Below are 24,124 nucleotides of genomic sequence, written 5' to 3'. Positions count from 1 at the left end.
CTGGGATCTGCAGGCCGACCCGCTGTACTCATAGGGTTGACGGACAATGGACGGTCTGCTGCTCGAACGCGTACCGGGGCTGCCGGCGCGGCTCCGGATCGACGTAGGTGAGCAGCGTGCGGTCGTCGTACCGCAGGCCGCCGATCGTCGACGGCTGGCCGACGTACTGACCGGACTGGAGGACCCGCCGCCCGGTGCGGTCGTACTGAAGGGCGGACCGGTCCGGCTGGTACCGGCGGAGGGCGGGCTGCTCCCCCACCTGACCGTCCTCGGCAACGTCCTGCACGGCCACCGCACCACGCATCAGGTGACCAAACAGGCCGCCCGGGACGAGAGCCTGGTCAAGGTGATCGGCTGTGGTCTCGAAGACGTCCAGGACCGCTACCCGCACGAGATCACCCCGGGCCGACGCCGACTCGCCGGTGTGGCCCGGGCACTCGGCGCGTATCCGCGAGCGATCGTGCTGGAGGACGCGACCGGCCTGCCTACGTGGGGATCGCTCCTGTCGATCCGCCCCAACCCCGACCTGTCCTCGGTCGCCTTGCTGCTCATCACGACCAGCACGACACGCACTACCGGGTTCGACGATGCCGAGTAGCCGCAGAGCGTTCCTCGGCGCCGCAGGAGCCCTCCTGCTGACCGGCTGCTCAAGTGACGTGCTGGGACTGCGCCGTGCCGTCAGGGTGGCCGTCAGCTGGAGCGGGCAGGAGCTGCGCGCGTTCCACAAGGTCCTCGATGGCCTGGGCACGCTGGACTACCCGGTCGAGGTCGTACCGCTCGGCGACGACATCTCGACCGCGTTCGGTGCCCGGTCAACCCGCCGACCGGACATCGTCATGCTCCCGCAGCCCGGACTGGTCCCCCGTCATCTCGGTGACCTCGAGCCGATGCCCGACGACCTCGCCCCGCTCGGACAAGCCCGACTGTGGAAGGACCTGCTGACCCACAACGGGACGACGTACGGCGTGCCGTTCAAGACGGCACACAAGTCGGCGGTCTGGTATCGGCCGTCGGTGTTCGAGCAAGCCGGCATACAACCGCCGCAGCTGTGGTCGGACTGGCTGAGGCTGAACCGGACGCTGACACAGGCGGGCATCACACCGTTGTCGCTGGCCGCAGGTGACGGCTGGGTGCTCACCGACTTCCTGGAGAACGTTCTGCTCGGTATCGCGCCCAGCGTCTACGTAGGTCTCGCAGCAGCGACCGATCCGCGTCCTTCGCAACAGCCGCAGTTCGCGGCTGCACTCCGGTTGCTGGGGTCCATGTGGTCGGCGCCTGGAGTGCTCGCGGGCGGAGTGAAGGAGTCACTCGTTCAGCAGTTCCCGGATGCGCTGATCGAGGTGTTCGGCCATCGCAGAGCGGCCATGGTGCTGGCATCCGACTTCGCGGAGCCGGTTGTCCGCTCGTTCGCCGCAGACCCTAACGACATCGGCCTCTTCACGTTCCCGCCGATGGGTCCGGGAGCTGCAGCGCCTGTGGTGGTCGGCGGTGACGTGATGGTGCTGCCGAAGCCGACCAGGGACGACGCACGCGATCTGGTACGCCGCCTGTCCGCACCGACCGCCGCGGACCCGTGGATCAAGGAGGGCGGGTTCCTGGTCGACGGACGGGTCTCCGGGTACACGCCTGAGCTCACCCGACTGGCTGTCCAGCTCACCAAGCCCGGTGAGCAACTGCAGTTCGACCTGTCCGACCAGCTCGGTCGGCTCGGCGACATCAACGGCCTGTGGCGGGTGCTGACCGACTTCCTGATCCAGGTCGGTGATGGCCACGCTGCCGACGTACCAGGGGCTGTGGACGACGCGATCGACCAGATGCGCAAGGTGGAGGAGAGCTGATGGGGCTGCAGACCAACGGCTTGTCCCTGGAGATCGTCGGACGCGAGATCACCGGTCGCCCGGTCCCTGGCAAGCCGCGCCGACCGGCCGGACCGTACTTGCTGGGGCTGCCGGCGTTGCTGCTCAGCTGTCTGCTGCTGATCCCGATCGGAGTGACCGTGGTGGCGGCGTTCCGGACGCCGGGCGGGTTCGGGTTCGGCAACTTCGCGGTGATGACCGACCAGGGTGCATTGCGTGCTGTGGGCAACAGTCTGCTCTGGGTGCTGGTCGCCTTCGGGATCGTCGTGGTCGGGTTCTTCCTTGCCCTGTTGAGTTATCGGCTGCCTGCGGTGACGACATTCCTGCAGCCCGCGCTGGTCATTCCGTTCGCCGTGTCGGTGCTGGTGTCCGGTGCGACGTTCCGGCTGCTGTTCGACCCGACGCCGGAGCGTGGGACGGTCACGGCTGTCTGGACGCGACTCTTCGGGTCGAGTCCGGTGTGGCTCGGACCGGGGCTGTTCTGGCTCGTGCTGGTGTCCGCGTTCGGCTGGACCTGGCTGGGGTACGTCGTGTCGCTCTTCCGCGCCGGTCTGGACGCGATACCGGACGACGTGACCAGAACCCTCACTGCAGAAGGCGTCCGGGGCTGGCGGCGACTGCGTGCGTTGGAGATCCCGCTGCTGCGGCCGATCGCCGGAGTGGTCACGCTGACGGTGGTGATCGCGGCAGTGCGGGTCTTCGATCTCGTGCTGATCGTCGTACCGGGGTCGATGCAGCGATCCGCCGACGTACTCGGGCTGAACTGGTGGCGAGCGACGACCAGTGGTGACGACAGCGGCCGTACGGCGGCACTCGGCGTCGTACTGTTCGCGATCGTCGCGGCGGTCGGGCTGATCGGCGTACGCGGACTGCGCCGGCGGCGATGGGCGATGCCGGTGACCGTAGTACGACCGGACCCGTCACTGGGGCGGCCGAAGCCTCGACGCTCGGTACGGCGGTTCGGCTGGCTGATCGGGCTCGCAGTGGCGCTGGTGTGGATCTTCCCGGCCGTAGTACTCGTCATCACCGCGCTGCACTCGCCGGAAGAAGCAGGCGTGCGTGGCTGGTGGTCTGCGTCGGGACTGGGCTTCTCGTCCTTCGCCGCCGCGGCGAATGTCGGATTGTTTCGAGCTCTCCTGTCCACGCTGATCATCGCAAGCGCCGCCACGGCCGTGCTGCTGGTGATCGCCGTACCGACGGCCTATCTGGTCGCGTGGGGCGGTCTGCCGATGCGCGTCGGCCGGACCGTGATGGCGGTGTTCGTAGTACTCGCCGTGACTCCAGTGCAGATGTACGCCGCTCCCCTGCGCGATGCGATCGACGCCGCCGGACTGGCCGGCTCCCGGATGGCACTCGCACTGGTGCATGCAGCTGCTGGTCTCCCATTTGCTGTGCTGCTGCTGCGGTCTGCGTTTGCATCTGCTCCACCCGCGCTGGTGTCCGAGGCGTTGCAGGGTCCGGTGCGGCAGAGCGCCGTACTGGCGACTGTGCAGCGGACGTACCGTCCCGCACTGATTGCCGTTGCGGTGTTGGAGTTTGCACTGGTGTGGAACGACTTCATCGTCGGGTTCCTGATCAGCGGACCGGGCACGACGCCGTTGTCGCTGGTGCTGTGGGGTGAGGCGCGCCAGTTCTCGGCATCGAGCGGACCGGTCGCCGCCGCGGCCGTGGTCGCGTCGATCGTGCCCGCGGTTCTGATGCTGTCGTTCTGGCGGACCGTCGTACGCGGGCTGACGACAGGCAGTCGGCCATGAGCGAGGAGGAAGAGAAGGCGGCGGAGAAGCAGGAGTCGCCGTACCAGACGCGCGGATTCCGCTTCGTCATCGGCACAGTGGCGTCCGCGCTGCTCACCGGGCTGGCGTCGGAGATGCTCAACCAGAGCCTCGACAGCGGCGGCTGGGTGCAGTTGATCGGTCTCGGGGTGACCGTGCTGCTCGGAGCGATCACGATCATCCAGTACGGGCCGGCGATCCGACGCTCCTGGCAGCACAGCGGCGACAGCGCTCCGGAACTGCACGCGACCGCCGAGGAGGCCGAGCAGTGGATGATCGCGCTCGGCTCCCACGGCGGCGGTATGGCGGCTGCCGAGTGGTACGCCTTGCACGAGGAGTGGCTCCGCGAACTGCTGATGGCCGAGAAGCCGCACGTCGACACCATCGACGACTTCGCCCGCATCTGCGACGCCCTCGAGGCCTGGTACGTACGGCGTGCCGATCCGGATGCACTACTCCAGCTCAGCGACCTGCTGAATGCCGCGGCCGAGGTGTGCGGTCGCCGTGATCTCGCTGAGCTCGCCGCGGCGCGCGCGGCAACGGCGTACCGGATGCTGGGCGACCTGGACACGGCCAGCACCCGGCTGGGCATCTCCGACAACATCGCCACCCACACCCGGACTGCCGCCGCGATGACCACACGACGGCAGGTCGAGCGAGCACTGCTGTCACTGGCTCGCGCGGACCGCTCTCCTGCGGGCAACGACCGTGACGAGGCCGTCCTCAACGCACGCGACCGGCTCGATGAGGCACGGCTCAAACGGCCCGGTCCGGACCTCGCGGCCGACGTGGCGATCGCCATCAACCTCGCCGTCGTGCACCTCTACCAGCAGGACGCCGAGGGCGCGCTGGACCACCTGCGACCTGCTGTCGCCCGAGCAACAGCCGCAAGCGACCTGAGCGGCCAGGCACACGCACTCGAGCTGATGGGTGTGGCCGCATGGATGCAAGGCAACAAGCACGAGGCCGTCGGTCGCTGGGACCACGCCGCTCACCTGTACGCCGAGATCGACGAGGTCGAAGGTCACGCCCGCTGCCTGCAACACCTCGGCTCGGCAGAAGTTGCCGCCGGTCATCTGACCGACGCTCTCGAACTCCTCGAGCAGAGCGCGATGCTGCGCAGGACCGAGAGCGAGATCCTCGCCAAGTACCTCGACGCCGCCCGCCAGACCGCAGACCTGCCGGTCGTCGCGGACGATGCACCGCACCGCACAGTCGGCTGGTTGGGGCGGGTCCTCACGACGTTGAAGGGATTTGTCCGACCCTCCGTCTAGGTTGGTGCCATGGCGAAGGCGGCGACACAGGCGAAGGGCAAGTCGGCATACGCGTGCTCTGAGTGCGGATGGACGTCGGCGCGCTGGATCGGGCGGTGTGGTGAGTGCCAGGCCTGGGGCACGGTCGCCGAGGTCGGGGCGCCGAAGGCCGCGCGGATCACCGCGGGTCCGGTGTCGTCGCCCGCGATGCCGATCGCCAAGGTCTCCGCGATCGAGGCCGAGTCGCGCCCGACCGGCATCGGCGAGCTCGACCGCGTGCTCGGCGGCGGCGTCGTCCCGGGTGCGGTGATCCTGCTGGCCGGTGAGCCCGGTGTCGGCAAGTCCACTCTGCTGCTGGAGGTCGCGGCGCAATCGGCACGCGGCGGCCAGCGGACTCTCTACGTCTCCGGCGAAGAGTCAGCTGCCCAGGTGCGGCTGCGCGCCGGCCGGACCGACGCGCTCGTCGACGAACTGTTCCTCGCCGCGGAGACCGACCTGTCTGCCGTGGTCGGGCAGATCGACGCGGTGGAGCCGTCGTTCCTGGTGATCGACTCGGTGCAGACGATGGCGCATCCCGAGGTCGACGGCGCTCCGGGTGGAGTGACGCAGGTCCGCGAGGTGACCGGTGCGCTGGTCCGGCTCGCGAAGGAGCGGCACATCGCGGTCGTGCTCGTCGGCCACGTCACCAAGGACGGCGCGATCGCCGGTCCGCGGATGCTCGAGCACCTGGTCGACGTCGTACTGGCGTTCGACGGCGACCGGCACTCCGGGTTCCGGATGGTGCGCGCGACGAAGAACCGGTTCGGCCCGTCCGACGAGGTCGGCTGCTTCGACATGGTCGACACCGGGATCGTCGAGGTGACGGACCCGACCGGGCTGTTCGTGTCCGAGCACGCCGAGCCCGTCGCGGGGACGTGCGTGACGGTGATGATGGAGGGCCGGCGGCCGCTGCTGGCCGAAGTACAAGCGTTGGTCGGACCGTCCGCCGCACCACAGCCGCGCCGGACCACGTCCGGGTTGGAGTCGTCGCGAGTCGCGATGGTCCTCGCCGTACTCGGGAATCGCGCCGGGCTGAAGCTGACCGACAAAGAGGTGTACGTCGCGACGGTCGGCGGCGTGAAGATCACCGAGCCGGTCGCGGACCTGTCCGTCGCGATCGCGGTCGCGTCCTCGGTGATGGACAAGCCGATCCACCCCGGGCTGATCGCGATCGGTGAGGTCGGCCTGGCCGGCGAGGTCCGGCGCGTCGGCGGTCTGGAGAAGCGGCTCGCGGAGGCGGCCCGGCTCGGGTTCACCAAGGCGATCGTCCCGGCCGACGTCCCGAACCGGAGCAAGGATCTCAAGCCGATGGACATCCAGAAGAAGTACGGCCTGCGCACGTTCGCCGCCCCGGATCTGCCCTCCGCACTGATGGCCGCGGGTCTCGCCTGACGGCTGTGTTCCCCGCCACAGGGTGGACAGGGGGATCAACAGACCCGCAATCGGGAACGTACCCTGGGGGCGCCCCCACGCCGGGTTCGTCGTCGGACCTGGATAGCCCCCCGGATGACTGCAGGAGCACCTGATGACCGGATCAAGAGTTGTCGCGCTCGGCCACTACCAGCCGGAACGGGTGCTCACCAACGACGAGCTCGCCACCATGGTCGAGACCAACGACGAGTGGATCCAGAGCCGGGTCGGTATCCGTGAGCGCCGGATCGCAGCCCCGGACGAGTCCGTCGACGAGATGGCCTGGCGCGCCGCCGACAAGGCGATCGCGAACGCCGGCCTGGACATCGCCGAGATCGACTACGTGGTCGTCGCGACCTGTACCGCGATCGACCGCTCGCCGAACATCGCCGCCCGCGTCGCCGCCCGGCTCGGCCTCGGCAACCCGGCCGCGATCGACCTGAACACCGCGTGCTCCGGGTTCGCGTACGCACTGGCCACCGCCGACCAGGCGATCCGGGCCGGCGCCGCGTCGAAGGCCGTGGTGATCGGCGTCGAGAAGCTCAGCGACTGGACCGACTGGACCGACCGCACCACCTGCGTACTGATCGGCGACGGCGCCGGCGCTGCCGTCGTGGTCGCCGACGAGGACCCCGGGATCAGCCCGGTGGTCTGGGGCTCGGTGCCGGAGATGTCCGACGCGGTCCGGATCGAGGGTCGCGAGGGCCCGTTCCAGCAGGAGGGCCTGAGCGTCTTCCGCTGGGCCACCACGCAGCTGCCCGAGATCGCCCAGCAGGTCTGCGAGAAGGCCGGGCTGAAGCCGGAGGACCTCGGCGGCGTCGTGCTGCACCAGGCGAACCTGCGCATCATCGAGCCGCTCGCGAAGCGGCTCGGCGCGACCAACGCGGTGGTCGCCAAGGACGTCGTGGAGTCCGGCAACACCTCGGCCGCGAGCATCCCGATCGCGTTGTCGAAACTGGTCGAGAAGCGCGAGATCCCGTCCGGCGCGCCGGTGCTGCTGTTCGGATTCGGCGGCGGTCTGTCGTACGCCGGTCAGGTCATCCGCTGCCCCTGACGCGACAAGCGTCGTACGCCGGTTGCGCGTGATCACGCGGGAAACGAGTACTGCACGGTCCGGATGCACGGGCGGGTGCACGCGCAACCGCAACTGCGGACCGCGTCACACCGCGTGCGTCCGGCCGAGCGGCAGATATCCGCACAACTGCGTCCGCGTAACCGCATAGACTCAGGTTCCGTGGCACCGAACACGGACAAGAACAGCACCGGCGCCCGCCTGCGCGCGACGCTCGCGGCGGTCGCGCCCGGCACCGAACTGCGCGAAGGCCTGGAACGGATCCTGCGCGGCCGGACCGGCGCACTGATCGTGCTCGGTCACGACAAGGCCGTCGACGCGATCTCCACCGGCGGCTTCGAGATCGACGTCGAGTTCACCGCGACCGGACTGCGCGAACTCAGCAAGATGGACGGCGCGATCGTCCTCGACCGCGAGGCGACCCGGCTGATCCAGGCCGCCGTACACCTGATGCCGGATCCGTCGATCGTCACCCAGGAGACCGGCACCCGGCACCGGACCGCCGACCGGGTCGCGCGGCAGACCGGGTTCCCGGTGATCTCGGTCTCGCAGTCGATGCACATCATCGCGCTGTACGTCGACGACCAGCGGTACGTGCTCGAGGACTCCGGCGCGATCCTGTCCCGAGCGAACCAGGCCCTCGCCACCCTCGAGCGGTACAAGCTGCGCCTCGACGAGGTGTCCGGCACGCTGTCCGCGCTCGAGATCGAGGACCTGGTCACGGTCCGGGACGTGGCCGCGGTCGCGCAACGACTGGAGATGGTCCGCCGGATCGCCACCGAGATCGACGGGTACGTCGTCGAGCTCGGCACCGACGGCCGGCTGCTCACCCTCCAGCTGAACGAGCTCGTCGCCGGTGTCGCCGGCGAACGCGAGCTGGTCGTCCGCGACTACCTCCCGCCGGCCACGGGTCGCCGGGCCAAGACGGCGGACGACGTACTGCTCGAGCTGGACGCGGTCAGCCCGACCGACCTGCTCGACATCGGCCAGGTCGCCCGCGCCCTGCAGCTCGGCGGCGCCGAGCAGCTCGACGCCGCGGTCACCCCGCGCGGGTACCGGCTGCTGGCCAAGGTGCCGCGGCTCCCGGGTGCCGTGATCGACCGGCTGATCGACCACTTCGGCCACCTGCAGAAGTTGCTCGCGGCAAGCATCGACGACCTGCAGACGGTCGAGGGCGTCGGCGAGAACCGCGCCCGCACGGTCCGCGAAGGCCTGTCCCGGCTGGCTGAGTCCAGCATCCTGGAACGCTACGTCTGACGACTCTCAGTCACCCGACGCCTCCGGTTCGTGAAAGAACCGGAGGCGTCTTGCATTTCCGCCCGCTCAGGCGAATACTCCACATGGAACATTTGGCGCGGAACAATCCGACTGGAGGATCATGGCCGACCTCACCCCGCTGGCAATCTCGGTGCTGGCGCTGCTCGAGGAGAAGCCGATGCACGCCTACGAGATGTACCAACTGCTCGTCAGCCGGCACAACCACCGGATCGTCAAGGTCCGGCCCGGTTCGCTCTACCACACGGTCGAGCGGCTGGCCGGGCAGGAGTACGTCCGTGCGATCGGCACCGAGCGGGCCGGCAACCGGCCCGAGCGGACGACGTACGAGATCACCCCGGCCGGCAGCGAGGCGCTGGTCCGCCGGGTCGAGAGCGGGATCGAGACCTTCGCCTACGAGTACCCGGTCTTCCCGGTGTTCCTGGCCGAGGCGCACAACCTCGACGCCGAGGACGCCGTACTGCGGTTCCGCCGCCGGATCGAGGATCTGGACTTCTGGCTGGCCGACGTGGAAAAGGCTGTGGCCGGCGCCCAGGCCCGGGACGTGCCCGAGCCGTACTGGCTCGCCGCCGGCTACATCCGCGCGCAGGTCAGGGCGGAACGCGACTGGCTCACCACCACCATCGAACGTATCGAGAGCAAGGACCTGGAATGGCAACCCGACAAGACGCAGTGAGGCCCGAGGTGCGGCCGTGGCCCGCACTGTGGGCGCTGGTGCTCGGCTTCTTCATGATCCTGGTCGACTCGACCATCGTCTCGGTCGCGACCCCCGCGATCCTCGAGGACCTCGGGTCGGACGTCGGCACCGTGGTCTGGGTGACGAGCGCCTACCTGCTGGCCTACGCCGTACCGCTGCTGATCACCGGACGCCTCGGTGACCGGATCGGACCGAAGAAGCTCTACCTGGCCGGACTGGCGTTGTTCACGCTCGCATCGGTCTGGTGCGGGCTCACCAACTCGATCGAGATGCTGATCGTGGCCCGGGTCTTCCAGGGTCTCGGCGCCTCGATGATGACGCCGCAGACGATGGCCGTCATCACCCGAATCTTCCCGCCGGACCAGCGCGGCCGGGCGATGAGCCTGTGGGGCGCGACGGCCGGCGTGGCGACGCTGGTCGGCCCGATCCTCGGCGGTGTGCTCGTCGACGGGCTCGGCTGGCAGTGGATCTTCTTCATCAACGCCCCGGTCGGCGTGGTCGGCTTCTTCCTGGCGCTGCGGCTGGTGCCGGACCTCCCGACGCACGAGCACAAGTTCGACCTGATCGGTGTCGTGCTGAGCGCGCTCGGGTTGTTCCTGCTGGTCTTCGGCATCCAGGAGGGGCAGAAGTACAACTGGGGCCAGATCAAGGGCCCGATCACGGTCTGGGGTCTGATCATCTCCGGGATCGTCGTACTGGCGATCTTCGTCGTCTGGCAGTCCCGTAACCGCGGCGAGCCGTTGCTGCCGCTGGGCCTGTTCAAGGACCGAAACTTCTCGCTGGCGAACGTCGCGATCACCACGGTCGGGTTCGCGATCACCGCGATGGCGTTCCCGCTGATGCTGTACGCGCAGGCGGTCCGCGGTCTGTCGCCGACCAGGTCGGCCTTGCTGCTGGTGCCGATGGCGGTCATCTCCGGTGCGCTGGCGCCGTTCGTCGGCCGGCTGGTCGACCGTACGCCGCCGCGGTTCATCGCCGGGTTCGGTCTGCTGTGCTGCTCGGTGTCGATGTTCTGGATGAGCCAGGTGATCGAGCCGGACGTGGCGATCTGGGAGCTGCTGCTGCCGATCGCGTTGCTTGGTGTGGCCAACGGCTTCATGTGGGCGCCGATCGGCACCACCGCCACGCGGAACCTGCCGATGCATCAGGCCGGCGCCGGTGCTGGTGTTTACAACACGACTCGCCAGGTCGGCGCGGTGCTGGGCAGTGCGAGCATCGCCGTACTGATGGAGTCGCGGCTGGCGCACAACCTACCGGCTATGCCGGGTGGTGCCGCGGCTGAAGGTTTTGCCGGCGGCAAGCTGCCGGAGGCGGTGCGGCAGGGGTTCAGTGACTCGATGGCACAGTCGCTGCTGTTGCCGGCCGCAGTACTGCTGATCGGGTTGGTTGCGGCACTGCTGTTCGTGGCGCCGTCGCATCTGCAGAAGAAGCCGGACGCCGCGACGCAGCCGGCCGAAGCGGCCTGATCAGACGACCTGGAAGGCTTGTGCGCTCGACAGGTGGCCGTCGTACTCGGCCTTGACGACGTACGTTCCGGGCTTGGCGACCGGTTGACCCGGTAGACAGCCAGGCCCGGAACGGCGCCCGTTCCACGGCACCGTGACGGCCGCCTGCTTGCCCTTGGCAACAACCAGCATCGCGGTCTGGATCACCTTGCTGCATTGGCTGGTGCTCCAGATCAGGTCGTTGCCCGACGTCACGGTCACGGTCAGCTTGTCGTTGCTGATCGTTGCCTTGCACTCGTCGTCGACCGGGGCCAGCTGGACGACGAAGTTCAGCACCGAGCCGGACACGATCTTCCGGTTCCCCGGCAGTGCGTCGATGCGTACGTCGGAACCCTTGCAGGCGAGGTCCGCGGGCGGCGTGGTCTTCGTCGGCTTCGGAGTCGGCGTCCGGGACGGCGTCGTGCTCGACGAGGTGCTCGGGGCCGAGGCCGGCGGGGCGCCGGACGGGTTCGGCTGCGGGTCGGTCGCGGCGGTGTTCTGCGCGTCGCCGGCGCCGGAGAAGAGCCGGGAGATCAGAAAGACCAGCACGACTACGACCGCGAGCACCAGTCCCCGGCGGAACCAGTACACGCTGGCGGGCAGGTGCCCGACCGGACGGAGCAGGCTGCTCATGAAGCGCACTCTAATATCGGCACTGTGCTGGACCACTCAGGCTCGCCGCTGTGCTGTTGGCCGCGACTCCGTCGCGGTGGGTCATGGGGCTGTGACTCCCGGCCTTCCCTCGTCGCTCCGGTCGCTTCGCTCCCTCCGCTCCTCAGTCCAGGCCGGGAGGCCCCATGACCGGGGCCACTGCTCTCCACGAGCCAGTCCTGCGTTGGTACGACGCCAACGCTCGCGTGCTGCCGTGGCGGGAGGCGGATGCCGGGGCGTGGGCGGTGATGGTGAGTGAGTTCATGCTGCAGCAGACGCCGGTGAATCGGGTGCTGCCGGCGTACCGGAGCTGGTTGGAGCGGTGGCCGAAGCCGGTGGACCTGGCCGCAGCGGCCCCTGGTGAGGCTGTAAGGGCCTGGGACCGGCTCGGGTACCCCAGACGCGCCCTGCGGCTGCACGCGGCGGCTCAGGCGATTGTGGAGCGCCACGGCGGCGAAGTACCGGACGACCACGCCGCACTGCTCGCACTGCCCGGGGTGGGCACCTACACCGCCGCCGCGATCGCATCGTTTGCCTTCGGCCGGCGTCACGCGGTCGTCGACACCAACGTCCGCCGGGTCCTCGCCCGAGCCCTGACCGGTGTCGCTCAGCCGACCATCTCCCCCACCGCAGCAGACCAGCGCCTGGCCGTCAGTGCGCTCCCCGCTGACGAGGCAACAGCAGCCCGCTGGGCCGTCGCCTCGATGGAGCTCGGTGCCCTCATCTGCACCGCCCGTACGCCGAACTGCGCCGACTGCCCGATCCGCTCGCAGTGCGCCTGGGTCCGCGCCGGCAGTCCGCCGTACGACGGCCCGCCGCGCCGCGGCCAGACGTACGAGGGCACCGACCGCCAAGCCCGCGGCCGCCTGCTCGCCGTACTGCGTGCCGCGTCGACGCCGGTGCCGAAGGACAAGCTGGACGCGTCCTGGCCCGACGCCGTCCAACGCGAACGTGCGCTGGACGGATTAGTTGCCGACGGCCTCGTAGAACCGCTGGCCCGCAAGCGTTACCGGCTGCCCGAATAGCAAGAGGCCGGCTCGACGACTCGAGCCGGCCTCTTCGATCCTGCTTCAGTTCTTCTTGCCGGCGGCTTCTTCTTCGTCGTCGGCGAGCAGGTCGAGCGGCATCGCCGGGCTGCCGGACAGCGTCGCCAGCATCTGGCGGACGTTGGTCAGCTGCGCGTTGATGCTGTCGCGACGCTGGGTCGCGGCGGCGAGCTCACGCTCGGACTCGGCGCGGATCCGCTCGGACTTGTCCTTCGCGGCGGCGACGATCTCCTGGGCCTGCCGGTTGGCGTCGGCCAGCTGCTGCTGCGACAACCGCTCGGCCTCGGAACGCGACCGGTCGGCCTCCCGCTGCACCTGGGCAGCGCGGTCGGTGACGGCGGCCAGCTGCTGCTCGGCCAGCGCGGTGCGGGCAGCGAACTCCTGCTCGACCTTGCCCCGGCGCTCGGCCAGGGTGGTCTCGAAGGCAGCCGCGGCCTGAGCGGACTTGGCCCGCTCCTGCTCGTACAGCGCCTGGGCCTCGCTGCGGCGCGCAGTGGCGTCGCGCTCGGCCTCGTCGCGCATGTCGTCGGCCTGGGTCCGGGCCTCTTCGAGGATCCGGGCGGCCTCGGCGTCGACCTCGCTCTTCCAGTCCAGGGAGTACTGCTCGGCCTCCTTGCGGACCTTCTTCGCGTGCGACTCACCGTCGGCGACGATCGCCTCCGCGTCGGTGCGGGCGCGGGTCACCAGGTCACGGGCCTCGTCATCGGCCAGCGACAGGATCTTCGCGACGCGCTCACCGAACTCGGTGAAGGTCGGCGTGCGGTCCTTGGAGTCCTCCTGGGCGGAGATGACGGCCGCTTCCGCTGCGTCCGTGCGGGACTGCAGCTCCTGTACATGACGCTGCAGCTGCTCGGACTGCTGCTGCAGCGCAGTCAGAGAGGTGGTCAGCTCACGGATGTGCTGGTCCACCTGGGCAGGCTCGTAGCCACGCAGAACGGTACGGAACGGGGTTGGGCTTTCACTGCTCATGTTTTCCGATGCTCACTTCGATGGGTGGGTGGATCACACATTGTCACTGACAAGGATCTGACTGTCACGTCCTCATCCTGATTCCCCCGTGGAACCCTCACTGGAGGACATTCCACCACCTGGGCGGAACCCCGGTACAGCGAGTGCCTCGATCACACCCGAAAGCTGGGTGAGCTCCTTGGTGATCTCATCACGGCGCTGGTTCAACGCCGCGACCCTCGCCTCGGCTTCGGCGAGAAGTTTTCGTGCCTGTGCCCGAAGACTATCGGCGTGGTCGCGGGCCTGGGCCTCGAGTTGCTGGGCTTCGCCCCGCGACCTGCGGATCAGCTCGTGCGACTGGCGCTGTGCCTCGGCCAGGTCGTTGGCCGCGCGCTCGCGCAGATGCTGGGTCGCGGCCTCCGCCTCGGCCTCGCGGCGGTTGGCCCGCTCGATGATCTCGCGGGCGTCGTTCGCGGCCGCGCCCTTGAGCCGGTCGGCCCGGGCCTGCGCCTGGGCGGTGACCTTCTCGGCCTCCTGCTTGGCGGCGGCCAGCGTCGCCTCGGCCTGCTCGCCGGCGGAGTACAGCGTGGTCTCGGCGAGCGCGGTCAGCTCGGCGTTCTCCTTGGCGATCGCGTCCTGGGTCTGCTTCAGGCGGCTGGTCGAGCGGCCGACGACGCGACGCAGGTGCGCCCGCTTCTGCCGCATCAGCTCGGTGGCGTCGGCGGCGGCCGCGTCGCGGATCGACTGCGCCTCGGTCTCCGCGGCGCCGATCAGGTCGTCGACGGTCTTCTTGCTCCACAGCGTCTGCTTCTCGGCCTCGGCCATCGCCGCCTCGGCCACCTTGTTCGCGTCCTCGACGATCCGCTGCGCCTCGCCCGACGCGGTCCGGCGGTCCGCCTCGATCGAGTCGACGACGAGCTTGGCCTGGGCCCTCGCGTCGGCCATCAGCCGCTCGTTGCCGGCCTCGGCCTCGGCCTTGCGCTCGGCGATCTCGGCGACGGCCTCGGCCCGCAGCTTGTCGATCTCCAGCGAGATCGCGGCCAGCTTGGCCCGCTCGGTCTCCTCGAGCTCCGCCGTACGGCGTTCCAGCTCGGTCCGGTTCTCGCCGCGCAGCCGCTCGATCTCGGCATGCGCCTCGCCGATCTCGCGCCGGGACTTCTCCCGGGCCACCTCGACCTCGCGCTCGACCGCGGCCCGCAGGTCGCCGGCCTCGGACTCGGCCCGGGCGATCAGGGCGGCCTCGTTGCGCGCGGCGGCCTGCGACACCAGCGCGGCCTGCTCGCCGGCGTCGGAGACCAGCTGCTGCGCTTCCTTGCCGGCCCGTTCGACGGTGGACTGCGCCGACTCGCGGGCCAGCTGGGCCTCTTCGAGCAGCTCGTCGGCCTCTTCCTTGACGCGAGCCGCTTCGCTCTCGGCAGCGGCGATCCGGCGCTGCGCCGCGGCCTGCGACTCGGCGCGCAGCTGGTCGGCGCTCGCCTGGCTCTCGATCTGCAGCTTCTCGGCCGCTGCCTCCGATTCCGACCGGCGCTTCGCGACCTCGTCGGCGACGGCGGCGCGGAGCTGCTCGGCGGCGGACTCCGACTCGGTCTTCAGCCGCTCCGCGATCGCGGTAGCTTCGGAACGGACCCGCTCGGCCTCCGCGTTCGCATCGGCGGTCAGCTTGTCGGCCGCCGCGGCAGCATCCCGCCGGACCCGATCGGCGTCGGCGGTGGACTCGGCGCGCAGCCGGTCGGCGGCTTCCTCGGCCTCGGAGCGGACCCGCTCGGCCTCGGCCTCGGAGTCGGTACGGAGTTGTTCGGCGGCCCGCTCCGCGTCGTTCAGGACCCGCTGGGCGGCCGTCATCGCGTCGGTCCGGAGCTTGCGGGCGGCGGCCTCGGCCTCGGCCTTCAGGCGCTCGTTCTCGGCGCGGATCCGGCCGGCCTCGTCGCGGGCCAGGTCGTTCTCGTGCTCGGCCTGCTCGCGCAACGTGTCCGCGATCCGCTGGGCCCGCTCCAGTACGCCGCCGGCCTGCCGCACGCCAAAGGAACCGGTGTCAGCGACCGGTTCCTGGGTCAGGGGCAGACGCGGAGCGTCCATGCGACGAGATGATTCCATCCCCGGCCCCCTTTCCGACAGTCCGGGTCCGAACAGCGTGCTCACAGGGTTAACAACGCGGTAGACAGGCGGTAGGTAACTGCTTCATCAGCAGTTGCGCGATCTTCCCATCGATACGTTGGCGGGCGCGACCCACTCCTGTATCGAAGTGGTCACGCTCCGCAGGACGATACGACCAATCAGTAGCATCCGCGCAAATCGAGCGTGTCGCCGGACATGCAGAAGGCCCCGCCGGAGCGGGGCCTTCTGGGTTCGCCGTGGTTACGAGTCCTGCACTCCGGACGCCGGACCGGTGCCGCCGCCGGCGGTCAGGTCGGTCAGCTCCAGGTCGGACGCCGAGGACTTCTCGTTGCCCTTGAAGGTGAAGAACTCGGTCACGCCGTCGTCGTTGACCTTGCCCTCGGGGATCGCGTCGACCAGGACGATCTGGCCGGGACGCAGCTCCCCGAACAGGATCTTCTCGGCCAGCACGTCCTCGATGTCACGCTGCAGGGCGCGACGCAACGGACGGGCACCCAGGACCGGGTCGAAGCCACGCTCGGCGGCCAGCTTCTTCGCCGCCGGGGTGAGCTCGATCCCCATGTCCTTGTCCTTCAGCCGCTGCTCGATCTGGGCGACCATCAGGTCCACGATCCGGACGATGTCCTCCATCGTGTGCTGGTGGAAGACCACGATCTCGTCGACACGGTTCAGGAACTCGGGCCGGAAGTGCTGCTTGAGCTCCTCGGTGACCTTCGCCTTCATCTTCTCGTACGAGCCGCCGACATCGTTGGCCTGGGAGAAGCCGAGGCTCACCGACTTGGCGATGTCCTTGGTACCCAGGTTCGTGGTCATGATGATGACGGTGTTCTTGAAGTCGACCACGCGGCCCTGGGCGTCGGTCAGACGACCCTCGTCCAGGATCTGCAGCAACGAGTTGAAGATGTCCGGGTGGGCCTTCTCCACCTCGTCGAACAGCACCACGGAGAACGGCTTGCGGCGGACCTTCTCGGTCAGCTGGCCACCCTCTTCGTAGCCGACGTACCCCGGAGGCGAGCCGAACAGCCGGGAGGCCGTGTGCTTCTCCGAGTACTCCGACATGTCGAGGCTGATCAGCGCGTTCTCGTCGCCGAACAGGAACTCGGTCAGCGCCTTCGACAGCTCGGTCTTACCGACACCGGACGGGCCGGCGAAGATGAACGAGCCGCTCGGGCGACGCGGGTCCTTCAGGCCGGCGCGAGTACGCCGGATCGAGCGGGACAGCGCCTTGACCGCGTCTTCCTGGCCGATGTAGCGCTTGTGGAGTTCCTTCTCCATGTCGAGCAGCCGGGAGGACTCCTCCTCGGTCAGCTTGAACACGGGGATGCCCGTCGCGGTGCTGAGCACCTCGGCGATCAGCTCCTCGTCGACCTCGGCGACGACATCCATGTCGCCGGCCTTCCACTGCTTCTCCCGCTCGGACTTCGCGTTGATGAGCTTCTTCTCGTCGTCGCGCAGCCGCGCGGCGCGCTCGAAGTCCTGCGCGTCGATCGCCGACTCCTTCTCCCGGCGAACGGTCGCGATCTTCTCGTCGAACTCGCGCAGGTCCGGCGGAGCCGTCATCCGGCGGATCCGCAACCGGGCCCCGGCCTCGTCGATCAGGTCGATCGCCTTGTCCGGCAGGAACCGGTCCGAGATGTACCGGTCGGCCATCTGCGCGGCGTTGACCAGCGCGGCATCGGTGATCGTCACCCGGTGGTGCGCCTCGTACCGGTCGCGGAGGCCCTTGAGGATCTCGATCGTGTGTGCGATCGAGGGCTCGGCCACCTGGATCGGCTGGAACCGGCGCTCCAGCGCGGCGTCCTTCTCGACGTACTTGCGGTACTCGTCGAGGGTGGTCGCGCCGATGGTCTGCAGCTCACCACGGGCCAGCATCGGCTTCAGGATGCTCGCGGCGTCGATCGCGCCCTCGGCCGCACCGGCCCCGACGAGGGTGTGGATCTCGTCGATGAACAGCACGATGTCGCCGCGGGTGCGGATCTCCTTGAGCACCTTCTTCAGGCGTTCCTCGAAGTCACCGCGGTAGCGCGAACCGGCCACCAGGGCACCCAGGTCGAGGGAGTAGATCTGCTTGTCCTTCAGCGTCTCCGGGACGTCGCCACGGACGATCTGCTGGGCCAGACCTTCCACGATGGCGGTCTTGCCGACACCCGGCTCACCGATCAGGACAGGGTTGTTCTTGGTCCGCCGGGACAGCACCTGCATGACCCGCTCGATCTCCATCTCGCGCCCGATCACCGGGTCGAGCTTCGCCTCACGAGCGGACTGGGTGTAGTTCCGGCCGAACTGGTCGAGCACCAGGGAGCTGCTCGGCGCACCCTCGGTGGGCGCACCGGCTGTCGAGGTCTCCTTGCCCTGGTAACCGCTCAGCAGCTGGATGACCTGCTGCCGGACCTTGTTCAGGTCCGCACCGAGCTTGACCAGGACCTGCGCTGCGACACCCTCACCCTCGCGGATGAGGCCGAGCAGGATGTGCTCGGTGCCGATGTAGTTGTGGCCCAGTTGCAGGGCCTCGCGCAGGGAGAGCTCCAGCACCTTCTTGGCGCGGGGGGTGAACGGGATGTGCCCGCTCGGGGCCTGCTGCCCCTGGCCGATGATCTCCTCGACCTGGGAACGAACGGCCTCGAGCGAGATACCCAGGCTCTCGAGAGCCTTGGCGGCGACCCCTTCACCCTCGTGGATCAGGCCGAGCAGGATGTGCTCGGTCCCGATGTAGTTGTGGCTGAGCATCCTGGCCTCTTCCTGAGCCAGGACGACTACCCGACGGGCGCGGTCCGTAAATCGTTCAAACATCGCCAAAGCGCTCCTTGCCTCAGAGGAGTCGGACGTGCCGTGTTGGCCGACCCCCGTACATGCATGCTAGTCCCCGGCGCCGACAGGCTCGCTCTCGGCGAACATCCGATCACGCTTCCATCGACTGCCCGGGTGGCATCACAAGGGAACAACCGCACTGATCACCAGCGTGTTCCCACTCCGACCCGATCAGACAGCGTGTTCGCCACCAGCGAATTTCCCCAACTACCTGTCCGGTCAGTCACCAGATCCGACACGCCGTGTCCCACTCTGTGAAACAACCGGAATGCGGACGGTCCCGGCATCCCAATGAAGGGAGCCGGGACCGGCGGTCGAAAAGTTACTTGGCTTCGTTGTACGCCGCGCGCACCTCGGCGGAGATCCGGCCTCGCTCGCTGACCTCGTAGCCGTTCTCCTTGGCCCAGGCCCGGATGTCGGCGGAGTCCGACGCCGAGCGGCCCCGGCCCCGCGTCCGGCCCGCGCCGCCGCGGCGGCCGGAGACCCGGCGCCCCGAGCCGACATAAGCGGCCAGTGCGTCCCGCAGTTTTGCGGCGTTCTTCTTGGACAGGTCGATCTCGTACGTCGTTCCGTCCAGCCCGAAGGTGACGGTCTCGTCGGCCTTACCGCCGTCGAGATCGTCCTCGAGAACCACCTGAACCCTTTGCGCCATCGATGACAACCTTTCCGCGCCCGCCATCGGGCACAATCCCCCTGCCGAATTGTTAGCACCTGATTTGTACCGCACAAACCGGGTTCGTGTCATTCATCGACGCCGCACAGCCATCGTAACTTTGAGTATTCATCCCACTCGTAAGCGGCTGGACCGGAATGCATTCGACCCCGGATTTGCGGAACCAGTCCGTTGTGCTATGCAACGATCTGACGGGGGATTCGGACCGTCATTCCGGCCGGAGCAACGGGAAGAGAATGGTCTCCCGGATACCGGTCCCGGTGAGAAGCATCACCAACCGGTCCAAGCCCATCCCCATGCCACCGGCCGGCGGCATCCCGAATTCCATCGCGCGGAGGAAGTCCTCGTCCAGCTCCATTGCCTCGGGGTCACCGGCCGCGGCCTGCAACGACTGTGCCACCAGGCGATCGCGCTGGATCACCGGGTCGTTCAGCTCGGAGTACGCGACCCCGAGCTCGACGCCGTTGACGAACAGGTCCCAGGCCTCGACCAGGCCCGGAATTTCGCGGTGCGGCTTGGCCAACGGCCGTGCCGACTCCGGATAGTCGCGGACAAAGGTGGGCTGGATCAGCGTGTGCTCGCACAGCTTCTCGAACAAGTCGACGGCGATCTCACCGACATTCCGGCCCGGCTGCAGCTCGACGTCGTGCTGCTCGGCCAACTTGGTCAGAGTGGCCAGGTCGGTGGTCACGTCGACGCTCTCGCCGACCGCTTCGGAGAGCAGCCCGAAAAGCGTCGCGTGCCGGAACGGCTGCTCGACGTCGATGGTCGAACCGTCGCGCGCAGTGATCGTCGTACGACCGATCGCACGGCCGGCGTTCCGGATCAGCTCCTGGATGAGTTCGGCCATCGAGTCGTAATCGCCGTACGCCTGATAGGCCTCGATCATCGAGAATTCCGCCGAGTGGGTGGAGTCCAGCCCCTCGTTGCGGAACGTGCGGCCGATCTCGTAGACCCGGTCGACGCCGCCGATCATCGCCCGCTTCAGGTCGAGCTCGAGCGCGATCCGCAGCTTCATCTCCTGGTCGAACGCGTTCAGGTGCGTGCTGAACGGACGGGCCGCGGCGCCGCCGTTGGTCAGCTGCAGCACCGGCGTCTCGACCTCGACGAAGCCGTGCTCGTCGTACGTCGCGCGCAGCGCCTTCAGCACGGCTGCCTTCGCGCGGACCATCTCGCGGGCCTCGGGCCGGACGATCAGGTCGACGTACCGCATCCGGACGCGGGCCTCTTCGCTGAGCGGCTTGTGTTCGTTCGGTAGCGGGCGCAGGGTCTTGGCGGCCAGCTGCCACCCGGTCACCTGCACCGACAGCTCGCCGCGCCGGCTGGTGATGACCTCGCCCTGAACGGCCAGCAGGTCGCCGATGTCGACGAGCTGCTTGAACCGGGCCAGCCCCTCCTCGCCCAGGTCGGCCAGCGACAGCATCACCTGCAGCTCGGTCCCGTCGCCCTCCCGGAGCCGGACGAAGCAGAGCTTGCCGGTGTTGCGCAGGAAGATCACCCGGCCGACCACGGCGACCTGCTCGCCGGTCCGGGTGTCGGGCTCCAGGTCCTGGCTGTCGTACTTCGCCCGCAGGTCCTTCAGCAGGTGCGTCCGCGGCACCGAGATCGGGTACGGCGGGACGCCTTCGGCCACTAGCCGGTCACGCTTCTCCCGGCGAACCCGCATCTGCTCGGGCAGGTCGTCCTGCCCGTTGTCGGGGTTCACCGGGTCCACGTGCGTATCAGTCATAGCTTAAGGCTAGTGACTGACCACCTCCAGCTCCGAATCCTTTGTTCCGTGCTTGATCCTCAGGACCAGCGCTCCGACGACAACGGACGCCACCGCACACGCCACCCCGCCGGTCACGAACGTCCCGCGCGGACCGAGCAGCGCACCGGCCAGACCGCCCAGCAGCATCGCGAGGATGCTGAACGAGCGGACCGTCCCGTTCAGGGCCGCGAGCACCCGGCCGCGGACCGACTCGGACGACCGCATCACCACCAGCGCGCTGGTCGCCGCGTTCAGCAGCCCGCTGCCGATGCCGATCGTGGTGGCCCCGATCATCAGCGTCACGAAGTTCCCGGCCAGACCCATCAGCACACTGGACCCGCCGATCGCCGCCATCCCGGCGACCACCGCCAGGGACCGGGCCCGGTCGTCACGCAGCCGGCCGCTGTACCAGGCGCCGAGGATCGCACCGGCGCCGGTGGCCGCGCCCGCAGCGCCGTACAGGCCGGGGCCGAGGCCGAGTTCGCCGGTGATCAGGAAGACCTCCACGACATTCACAGCCTCGCCGGCGAGGACGAACACCCAGAGCGCCGGCACCAGGATCCGCAGTACGTCGTCGCCGAAGATGGCACGCAGCCCGGCAGACACTCCCCCACGCTCGTGCGGAGCGGTCGGCTCCGGCCGACGGCGAGTCCGAACCAGCTGTGCGACAAGGACCAGGACGAGGAAGGTCCCGGCATCGACGAGCAGAGCGCCACGGGTCCCGGCCGCTCCGACCAGCACGCCACCGGCCGCGGAGCCCGCCAGCGTCGCAACACCGATCAGCGCCTGGCTGGTACCAGTGGTCCGGCCGACGAGCTCCTCGCCGACGATCCGCGGGATCAGCGCTCCCCACGCAGGACCGGCAACGGCCTGTCCTACTTGAAGAACGCAGACCAGAAGCAGGGTGTTGATCAGGTCGTGCACGAAGGCGAGACCGACGCCCGCGGCGACCTGGAGCAGACCCGACCAGACCAGGACCGTACGCGAATCGAACCCGTCCACGATCCGCCCGGCGAACGGGATCATCGCGACGGTCGGTACGGCGAACGCGAGCAGGAGAGCGGTGATCGCGGCCGGGCCGTGGCCGTCGGACACGCGCAGCATCAACGCGATCAGGGCGATCGAGTCACCTGCATAGGAGAGCGCACGGGCCGGCAGCACCAGGCGGATGTCGCGGTGCGACCAGATCGAAGTCTGAAGGGTTTGCTTCATAGATATGAAGTTAATGCTTCACATCTACCGTCGTCAACAGGTAGGGTGACGATCGTGGCGAAGCAGAAACGGGTGGAGATCTCGGACCCGCGGGCGATCCGGGCACTCGCTCACCCGGCGCGGCAGCTGATCATCGACGAGCTCTACAGCGGCCGGGTGCTGACCGCGACGGAGTGTGCCGAGCTGGCCGGGCTGACCCCGTCGGCGACCAGCTATCACCTGCGCGCCTTGGAACGCTGGGGTCTGATCGAGCGGGCCGAGAGCTCCGAGGACGGCCGCGAGCGCCCGTGGCGGGCGCTGGGCACGGGACTGAAGATCGCCTCGCAGTCCGAGGGTGCGGGCCGGCTGGCGACCCAGGCGATGATGCGGGGCTACGTCGACCGGCTGATCGAGCAGTTCGAGGAACTGCCGGCCGACGACCCGTGGGAGGAGCTCAGCTCGCTCAGTCGCAGCAGGCTGTGGCTGACCCACGACGAGGCGACCGACCTCGCCAATGAGGTCACGGCGCTGATCGACAAGTACCGCAAGGGCAGGAGTGCGACCGAGCGTCCGGCCGGCACCCGGACGGTGAGCACGTTGGTGGCCATCGTGCCGACCGGGAAGCCGCCCGAACAGAGCTGAACCGTTAGCTACACAACCACGTATCCAGGAGTACCTTCGAAGTAGAGGTACTTGTGATGCAGTCCTGGGTCCTATGGGTGATCGTCGCCGCCGTCCTCGGCACGGCTGAGTTGATGGCTGCGACTTTCGACCTGCTCCTGCTCGCCCTCGCGGCGCTGGCCGCGGGCGCGATCGCCGGGATCGGACTCGGCATCGGCTTCCAGGTGCTCGCCTTCGCAGTCACCGCCGCCACGCTGGCCGTTCTGGTCCGGCCGGTAGCGCGTCGGCACCTGACCGGACACCCCCATCTGCGCACCGGGGTGGCCGCCCTGATCGGACGAGAGGCCGTGGTGCTCGCTCCTTGCGATCGGGACGCGGGCCGCGTCCGGATCGGCGGCGAGGAGTGGAGCGCCCGTTCGTACGACCCCCACCTGCACATCCCCGCGGGCACCCGGGTCGACGTTTTCGCCATCGAGGGGGCCACCGCCCTCGTCCATCCTCAGGAGGAGCCATGGCCGAACTGATCATCGGAATCGTCGTCGCACTGCTCGCGGTCGTGCTGGTACTGCGGACCGTCCGGATCGTCCCGCAGGCCAGGGCGAGCAACGTCGAGCGCCTCGGCCGGTACCTGCGCACGCTGGAGCCCGGGCTGAACATCGTGATCCCGTTCATCGACCGGCCCCGGCAACTGATCGACCTGCGCGAGCAGGTGGTCTCGTTCCAGCCGAACTCCGTCATCACCGAGGACAACCTGGTCGTCCACATCGACACCGTGCTCTACTTCCAGGTCACCGATCCGCGCGCGGCGGCGTACGAGATCCAGAACTACATCCAGGCGATCGAGCAGCTGACTGTGACCACCCTGCGGAACGTGATCGGCGCGCTGGACCTGGAGAAGACGCTGACATCGCGCGAGCACATCAACTCGATCCTCCGCGGGGTCCTCGACGAGGCATCCGGCAAGTGGGGTATCCGGGTCAACCGGGTCGAGCTGAAGGCGATCGAGCCGCCGGCCTCGATCAAGGAGTCGATGGAGAAGCAGATGCGGGCCGAGCGGGAGAAGCGGGCCGCGATCCTGAACGCCGAGGGCCAGCGCCAGTCCCGGATCCTGACCGCCGAGGGTGACCGGCAGGCCGCGATCCTCCGCGCCGAGGGTCAGGCGAAGGCGATCGACACCGTGTTCGACGCGATCCACCGCAACGACCCGGACCCGAAGCTGCTCGCGTACCAGTACCTGCAGATGCTGCCCGAACTCGCCAAGGGACCCGGCAACACGTTCTGGGTCATCCCGTCCGAGGTCACCACGGCATTGCAGAACGTCACCAAGGCGTTCACCGGTGAGACGACGCCCGCCACCCCTTCGATCCCGCCGATACCGCCGATACCGCCGATCCCCTCGATCCCGCCGCCGCCGATCCCGTCGGGGAACGGGCACAACCCTGAGATTCCCCGGACATAGTTGC

At 68.7% G+C, this 24,124-nt stretch carries 20 protein-coding genes; 13 read left to right on the top strand and 7 right to left on the bottom strand.

Features of this window, described 5'->3' with window-relative positions:
- Positions 1 to 46 precede the first annotated feature (46 nt).
- The 9 genes from ACFWUU_RS18690 to ACFWUU_RS18650 all read left to right on the top strand — a co-directional run bounded on the left by ACFWUU_RS18690 (position 47) and on the right by ACFWUU_RS18650 (position 10,840).
- Positions 47 to 598 (top strand): hypothetical protein, encoded by a 552-nt coding sequence (locus ACFWUU_RS18690; RefSeq protein WP_380177056.1) that lies wholly within the window; start codon positions 47 to 49, stop codon positions 596 to 598.
- A complete protein-coding gene (locus ACFWUU_RS18685; RefSeq protein ID WP_380177055.1) occupies positions 588 to 1,838 on the top strand; it encodes an ABC transporter substrate-binding protein in 1,251 nt (416 codons plus the stop codon). Before ACFWUU_RS18690 ends, ACFWUU_RS18685 begins: the two co-directional genes overlap by 11 nt.
- Positions 1,838 to 3,610, top strand: coding sequence for an ABC transporter permease subunit (locus ACFWUU_RS18680; protein WP_380177054.1), 1,773 nt, complete (start codon positions 1,838 to 1,840; stop codon positions 3,608 to 3,610). Before ACFWUU_RS18685 ends, ACFWUU_RS18680 begins: the two co-directional genes overlap by 1 nt.
- Positions 3,607 to 4,902, top strand: coding sequence for a hypothetical protein (locus ACFWUU_RS18675; RefSeq protein WP_380177053.1), 1,296 nt, complete (start codon positions 3,607 to 3,609; stop codon positions 4,900 to 4,902). The genes ACFWUU_RS18680 and ACFWUU_RS18675 overlap by 4 nt, the downstream gene beginning before the upstream one ends.
- 9 nt (positions 4,903 to 4,911) lie before the next feature.
- Positions 4,912 to 6,312, top strand: a complete 1,401-nt coding sequence (gene radA / locus ACFWUU_RS18670; protein WP_380177052.1) for a DNA repair protein RadA — start codon at positions 4,912 to 4,914, stop codon at positions 6,310 to 6,312.
- A gap of 133 nt (positions 6,313 to 6,445) precedes the next feature.
- The gene (locus ACFWUU_RS18665; RefSeq protein WP_380177051.1) at positions 6,446 to 7,384 is read left to right on the top strand and encodes a beta-ketoacyl-ACP synthase III; all 939 of its coding nucleotides are present in this window, start codon (positions 6,446 to 6,448) and stop codon (positions 7,382 to 7,384) included.
- 180 nt (positions 7,385 to 7,564) lie between these two features.
- On the top strand, positions 7,565 to 8,659 hold the full coding sequence (gene disA, locus ACFWUU_RS18660; protein ID WP_202877807.1) for a DNA integrity scanning diadenylate cyclase DisA: 1,095 nt from the start codon (positions 7,565 to 7,567) through the stop codon (positions 8,657 to 8,659).
- A 121-nt stretch (positions 8,660 to 8,780) separates the two neighbouring features.
- Positions 8,781 to 9,353 (top strand): PadR family transcriptional regulator, encoded by a 573-nt coding sequence (locus tag ACFWUU_RS18655; protein WP_380177050.1) that lies wholly within the window; start codon positions 8,781 to 8,783, stop codon positions 9,351 to 9,353.
- Entirely contained in the window at positions 9,329 to 10,840 is a 1,512-nt protein-coding gene (locus ACFWUU_RS18650) for a DHA2 family efflux MFS transporter permease subunit (RefSeq protein ID WP_137256497.1), read from the top strand. Before ACFWUU_RS18655 ends, ACFWUU_RS18650 begins: the two co-directional genes overlap by 25 nt.
- On the opposite strand, the gene ACFWUU_RS18645 is transcribed toward ACFWUU_RS18650, so the two are convergent.
- On the bottom strand, positions 10,841 to 11,491 hold the full coding sequence (locus ACFWUU_RS18645; RefSeq protein WP_380177049.1) for a hypothetical protein: 651 nt from the start codon (positions 11,489 to 11,491) through the stop codon (positions 10,841 to 10,843).
- A 164-nt stretch (positions 11,492 to 11,655) separates the two neighbouring features.
- Between ACFWUU_RS18645 and ACFWUU_RS18640 the strand changes: the two genes are divergently transcribed.
- A complete protein-coding gene (locus ACFWUU_RS18640) occupies positions 11,656 to 12,534 on the top strand; it encodes an A/G-specific adenine glycosylase (protein ID WP_380177048.1) in 879 nt (292 codons plus the stop codon).
- Positions 12,535 to 12,579: 45 nt separating this feature from the next.
- Here the strand turns inward: ACFWUU_RS18640 and ACFWUU_RS18635 are convergent, their stop codons facing one another.
- The 6 genes from ACFWUU_RS18635 to ACFWUU_RS18610 all read right to left on the bottom strand — a co-directional run bounded on the left by ACFWUU_RS18635 (position 12,580) and on the right by ACFWUU_RS18610 (position 22,061).
- Positions 12,580 to 13,524 (bottom strand): DivIVA domain-containing protein, encoded by a 945-nt coding sequence (locus ACFWUU_RS18635; RefSeq protein WP_137256495.1) that lies wholly within the window; start codon positions 13,522 to 13,524, stop codon positions 12,580 to 12,582.
- Positions 13,525 to 13,596: 72 nt separating this feature from the next.
- Positions 13,597 to 15,579, bottom strand: coding sequence for a kinetoplast-associated-like protein (locus ACFWUU_RS18630; RefSeq protein WP_380177047.1), 1,983 nt, complete (start codon positions 15,577 to 15,579; stop codon positions 13,597 to 13,599).
- A 279-nt stretch (positions 15,580 to 15,858) separates the two neighbouring features.
- Complete coding sequence (locus ACFWUU_RS18625) at positions 15,859 to 18,408, bottom strand: ATP-dependent Clp protease ATP-binding subunit (protein WP_137256493.1); 2,550 nt, start codon at positions 18,406 to 18,408, stop codon at positions 15,859 to 15,861.
- Positions 18,409 to 18,748: 340 nt separating this feature from the next.
- Positions 18,749 to 19,078 carry an Lsr2 family protein gene (locus ACFWUU_RS18620; protein WP_134109801.1) on the bottom strand — a complete coding sequence of 110 codons (330 nt, stop codon included), beginning with the start codon at positions 19,076 to 19,078 and terminating at the stop codon, positions 18,749 to 18,751.
- A 229-nt stretch (positions 19,079 to 19,307) separates the two neighbouring features.
- Positions 19,308 to 20,828 carry a lysine--tRNA ligase gene (gene lysS / locus ACFWUU_RS18615; RefSeq protein ID WP_380177046.1) on the bottom strand — a complete coding sequence of 507 codons (1,521 nt, stop codon included), beginning with the start codon at positions 20,826 to 20,828 and terminating at the stop codon, positions 19,308 to 19,310.
- 9 nt (positions 20,829 to 20,837) lie between these two features.
- Positions 20,838 to 22,061 carry an MFS transporter gene (locus tag ACFWUU_RS18610; RefSeq protein WP_380177045.1) on the bottom strand — a complete coding sequence of 408 codons (1,224 nt, stop codon included), beginning with the start codon at positions 22,059 to 22,061 and terminating at the stop codon, positions 20,838 to 20,840.
- 54 nt (positions 22,062 to 22,115) lie between these two features.
- Between ACFWUU_RS18610 and ACFWUU_RS18605 the strand changes: the two genes are divergently transcribed.
- From ACFWUU_RS18605 to ACFWUU_RS18595, 3 genes are read left to right on the top strand one after another with little or no spacing between them, the layout of a single operon-like run.
- Positions 22,116 to 22,682 (top strand): helix-turn-helix domain-containing protein, encoded by a 567-nt coding sequence (locus tag ACFWUU_RS18605; protein WP_380177044.1) that lies wholly within the window; start codon positions 22,116 to 22,118, stop codon positions 22,680 to 22,682.
- A gap of 56 nt (positions 22,683 to 22,738) precedes the next feature.
- Positions 22,739 to 23,185, top strand: a complete 447-nt coding sequence (locus ACFWUU_RS18600) for an NfeD family protein (protein ID WP_137256489.1) — start codon at positions 22,739 to 22,741, stop codon at positions 23,183 to 23,185.
- Entirely contained in the window at positions 23,173 to 24,120 is a 948-nt protein-coding gene (locus ACFWUU_RS18595; RefSeq protein WP_380177043.1) for an SPFH domain-containing protein, read from the top strand. Before ACFWUU_RS18600 ends, ACFWUU_RS18595 begins: the two co-directional genes overlap by 13 nt.
- Positions 24,121 to 24,124: the final 4 nt, after the last annotated feature.

The sequence above is a fragment of the Kribbella sp. NPDC058693 genome, from assembly GCF_042715335.1.
Lineage (GTDB): Bacteria > Actinomycetota > Actinomycetes > Propionibacteriales > Kribbellaceae > Kribbella > Kribbella jiaozuonensis.
Note: the sequence above shows the minus strand (reverse complement) of the source record. Positions and strands in the feature narration are given on the sequence as shown.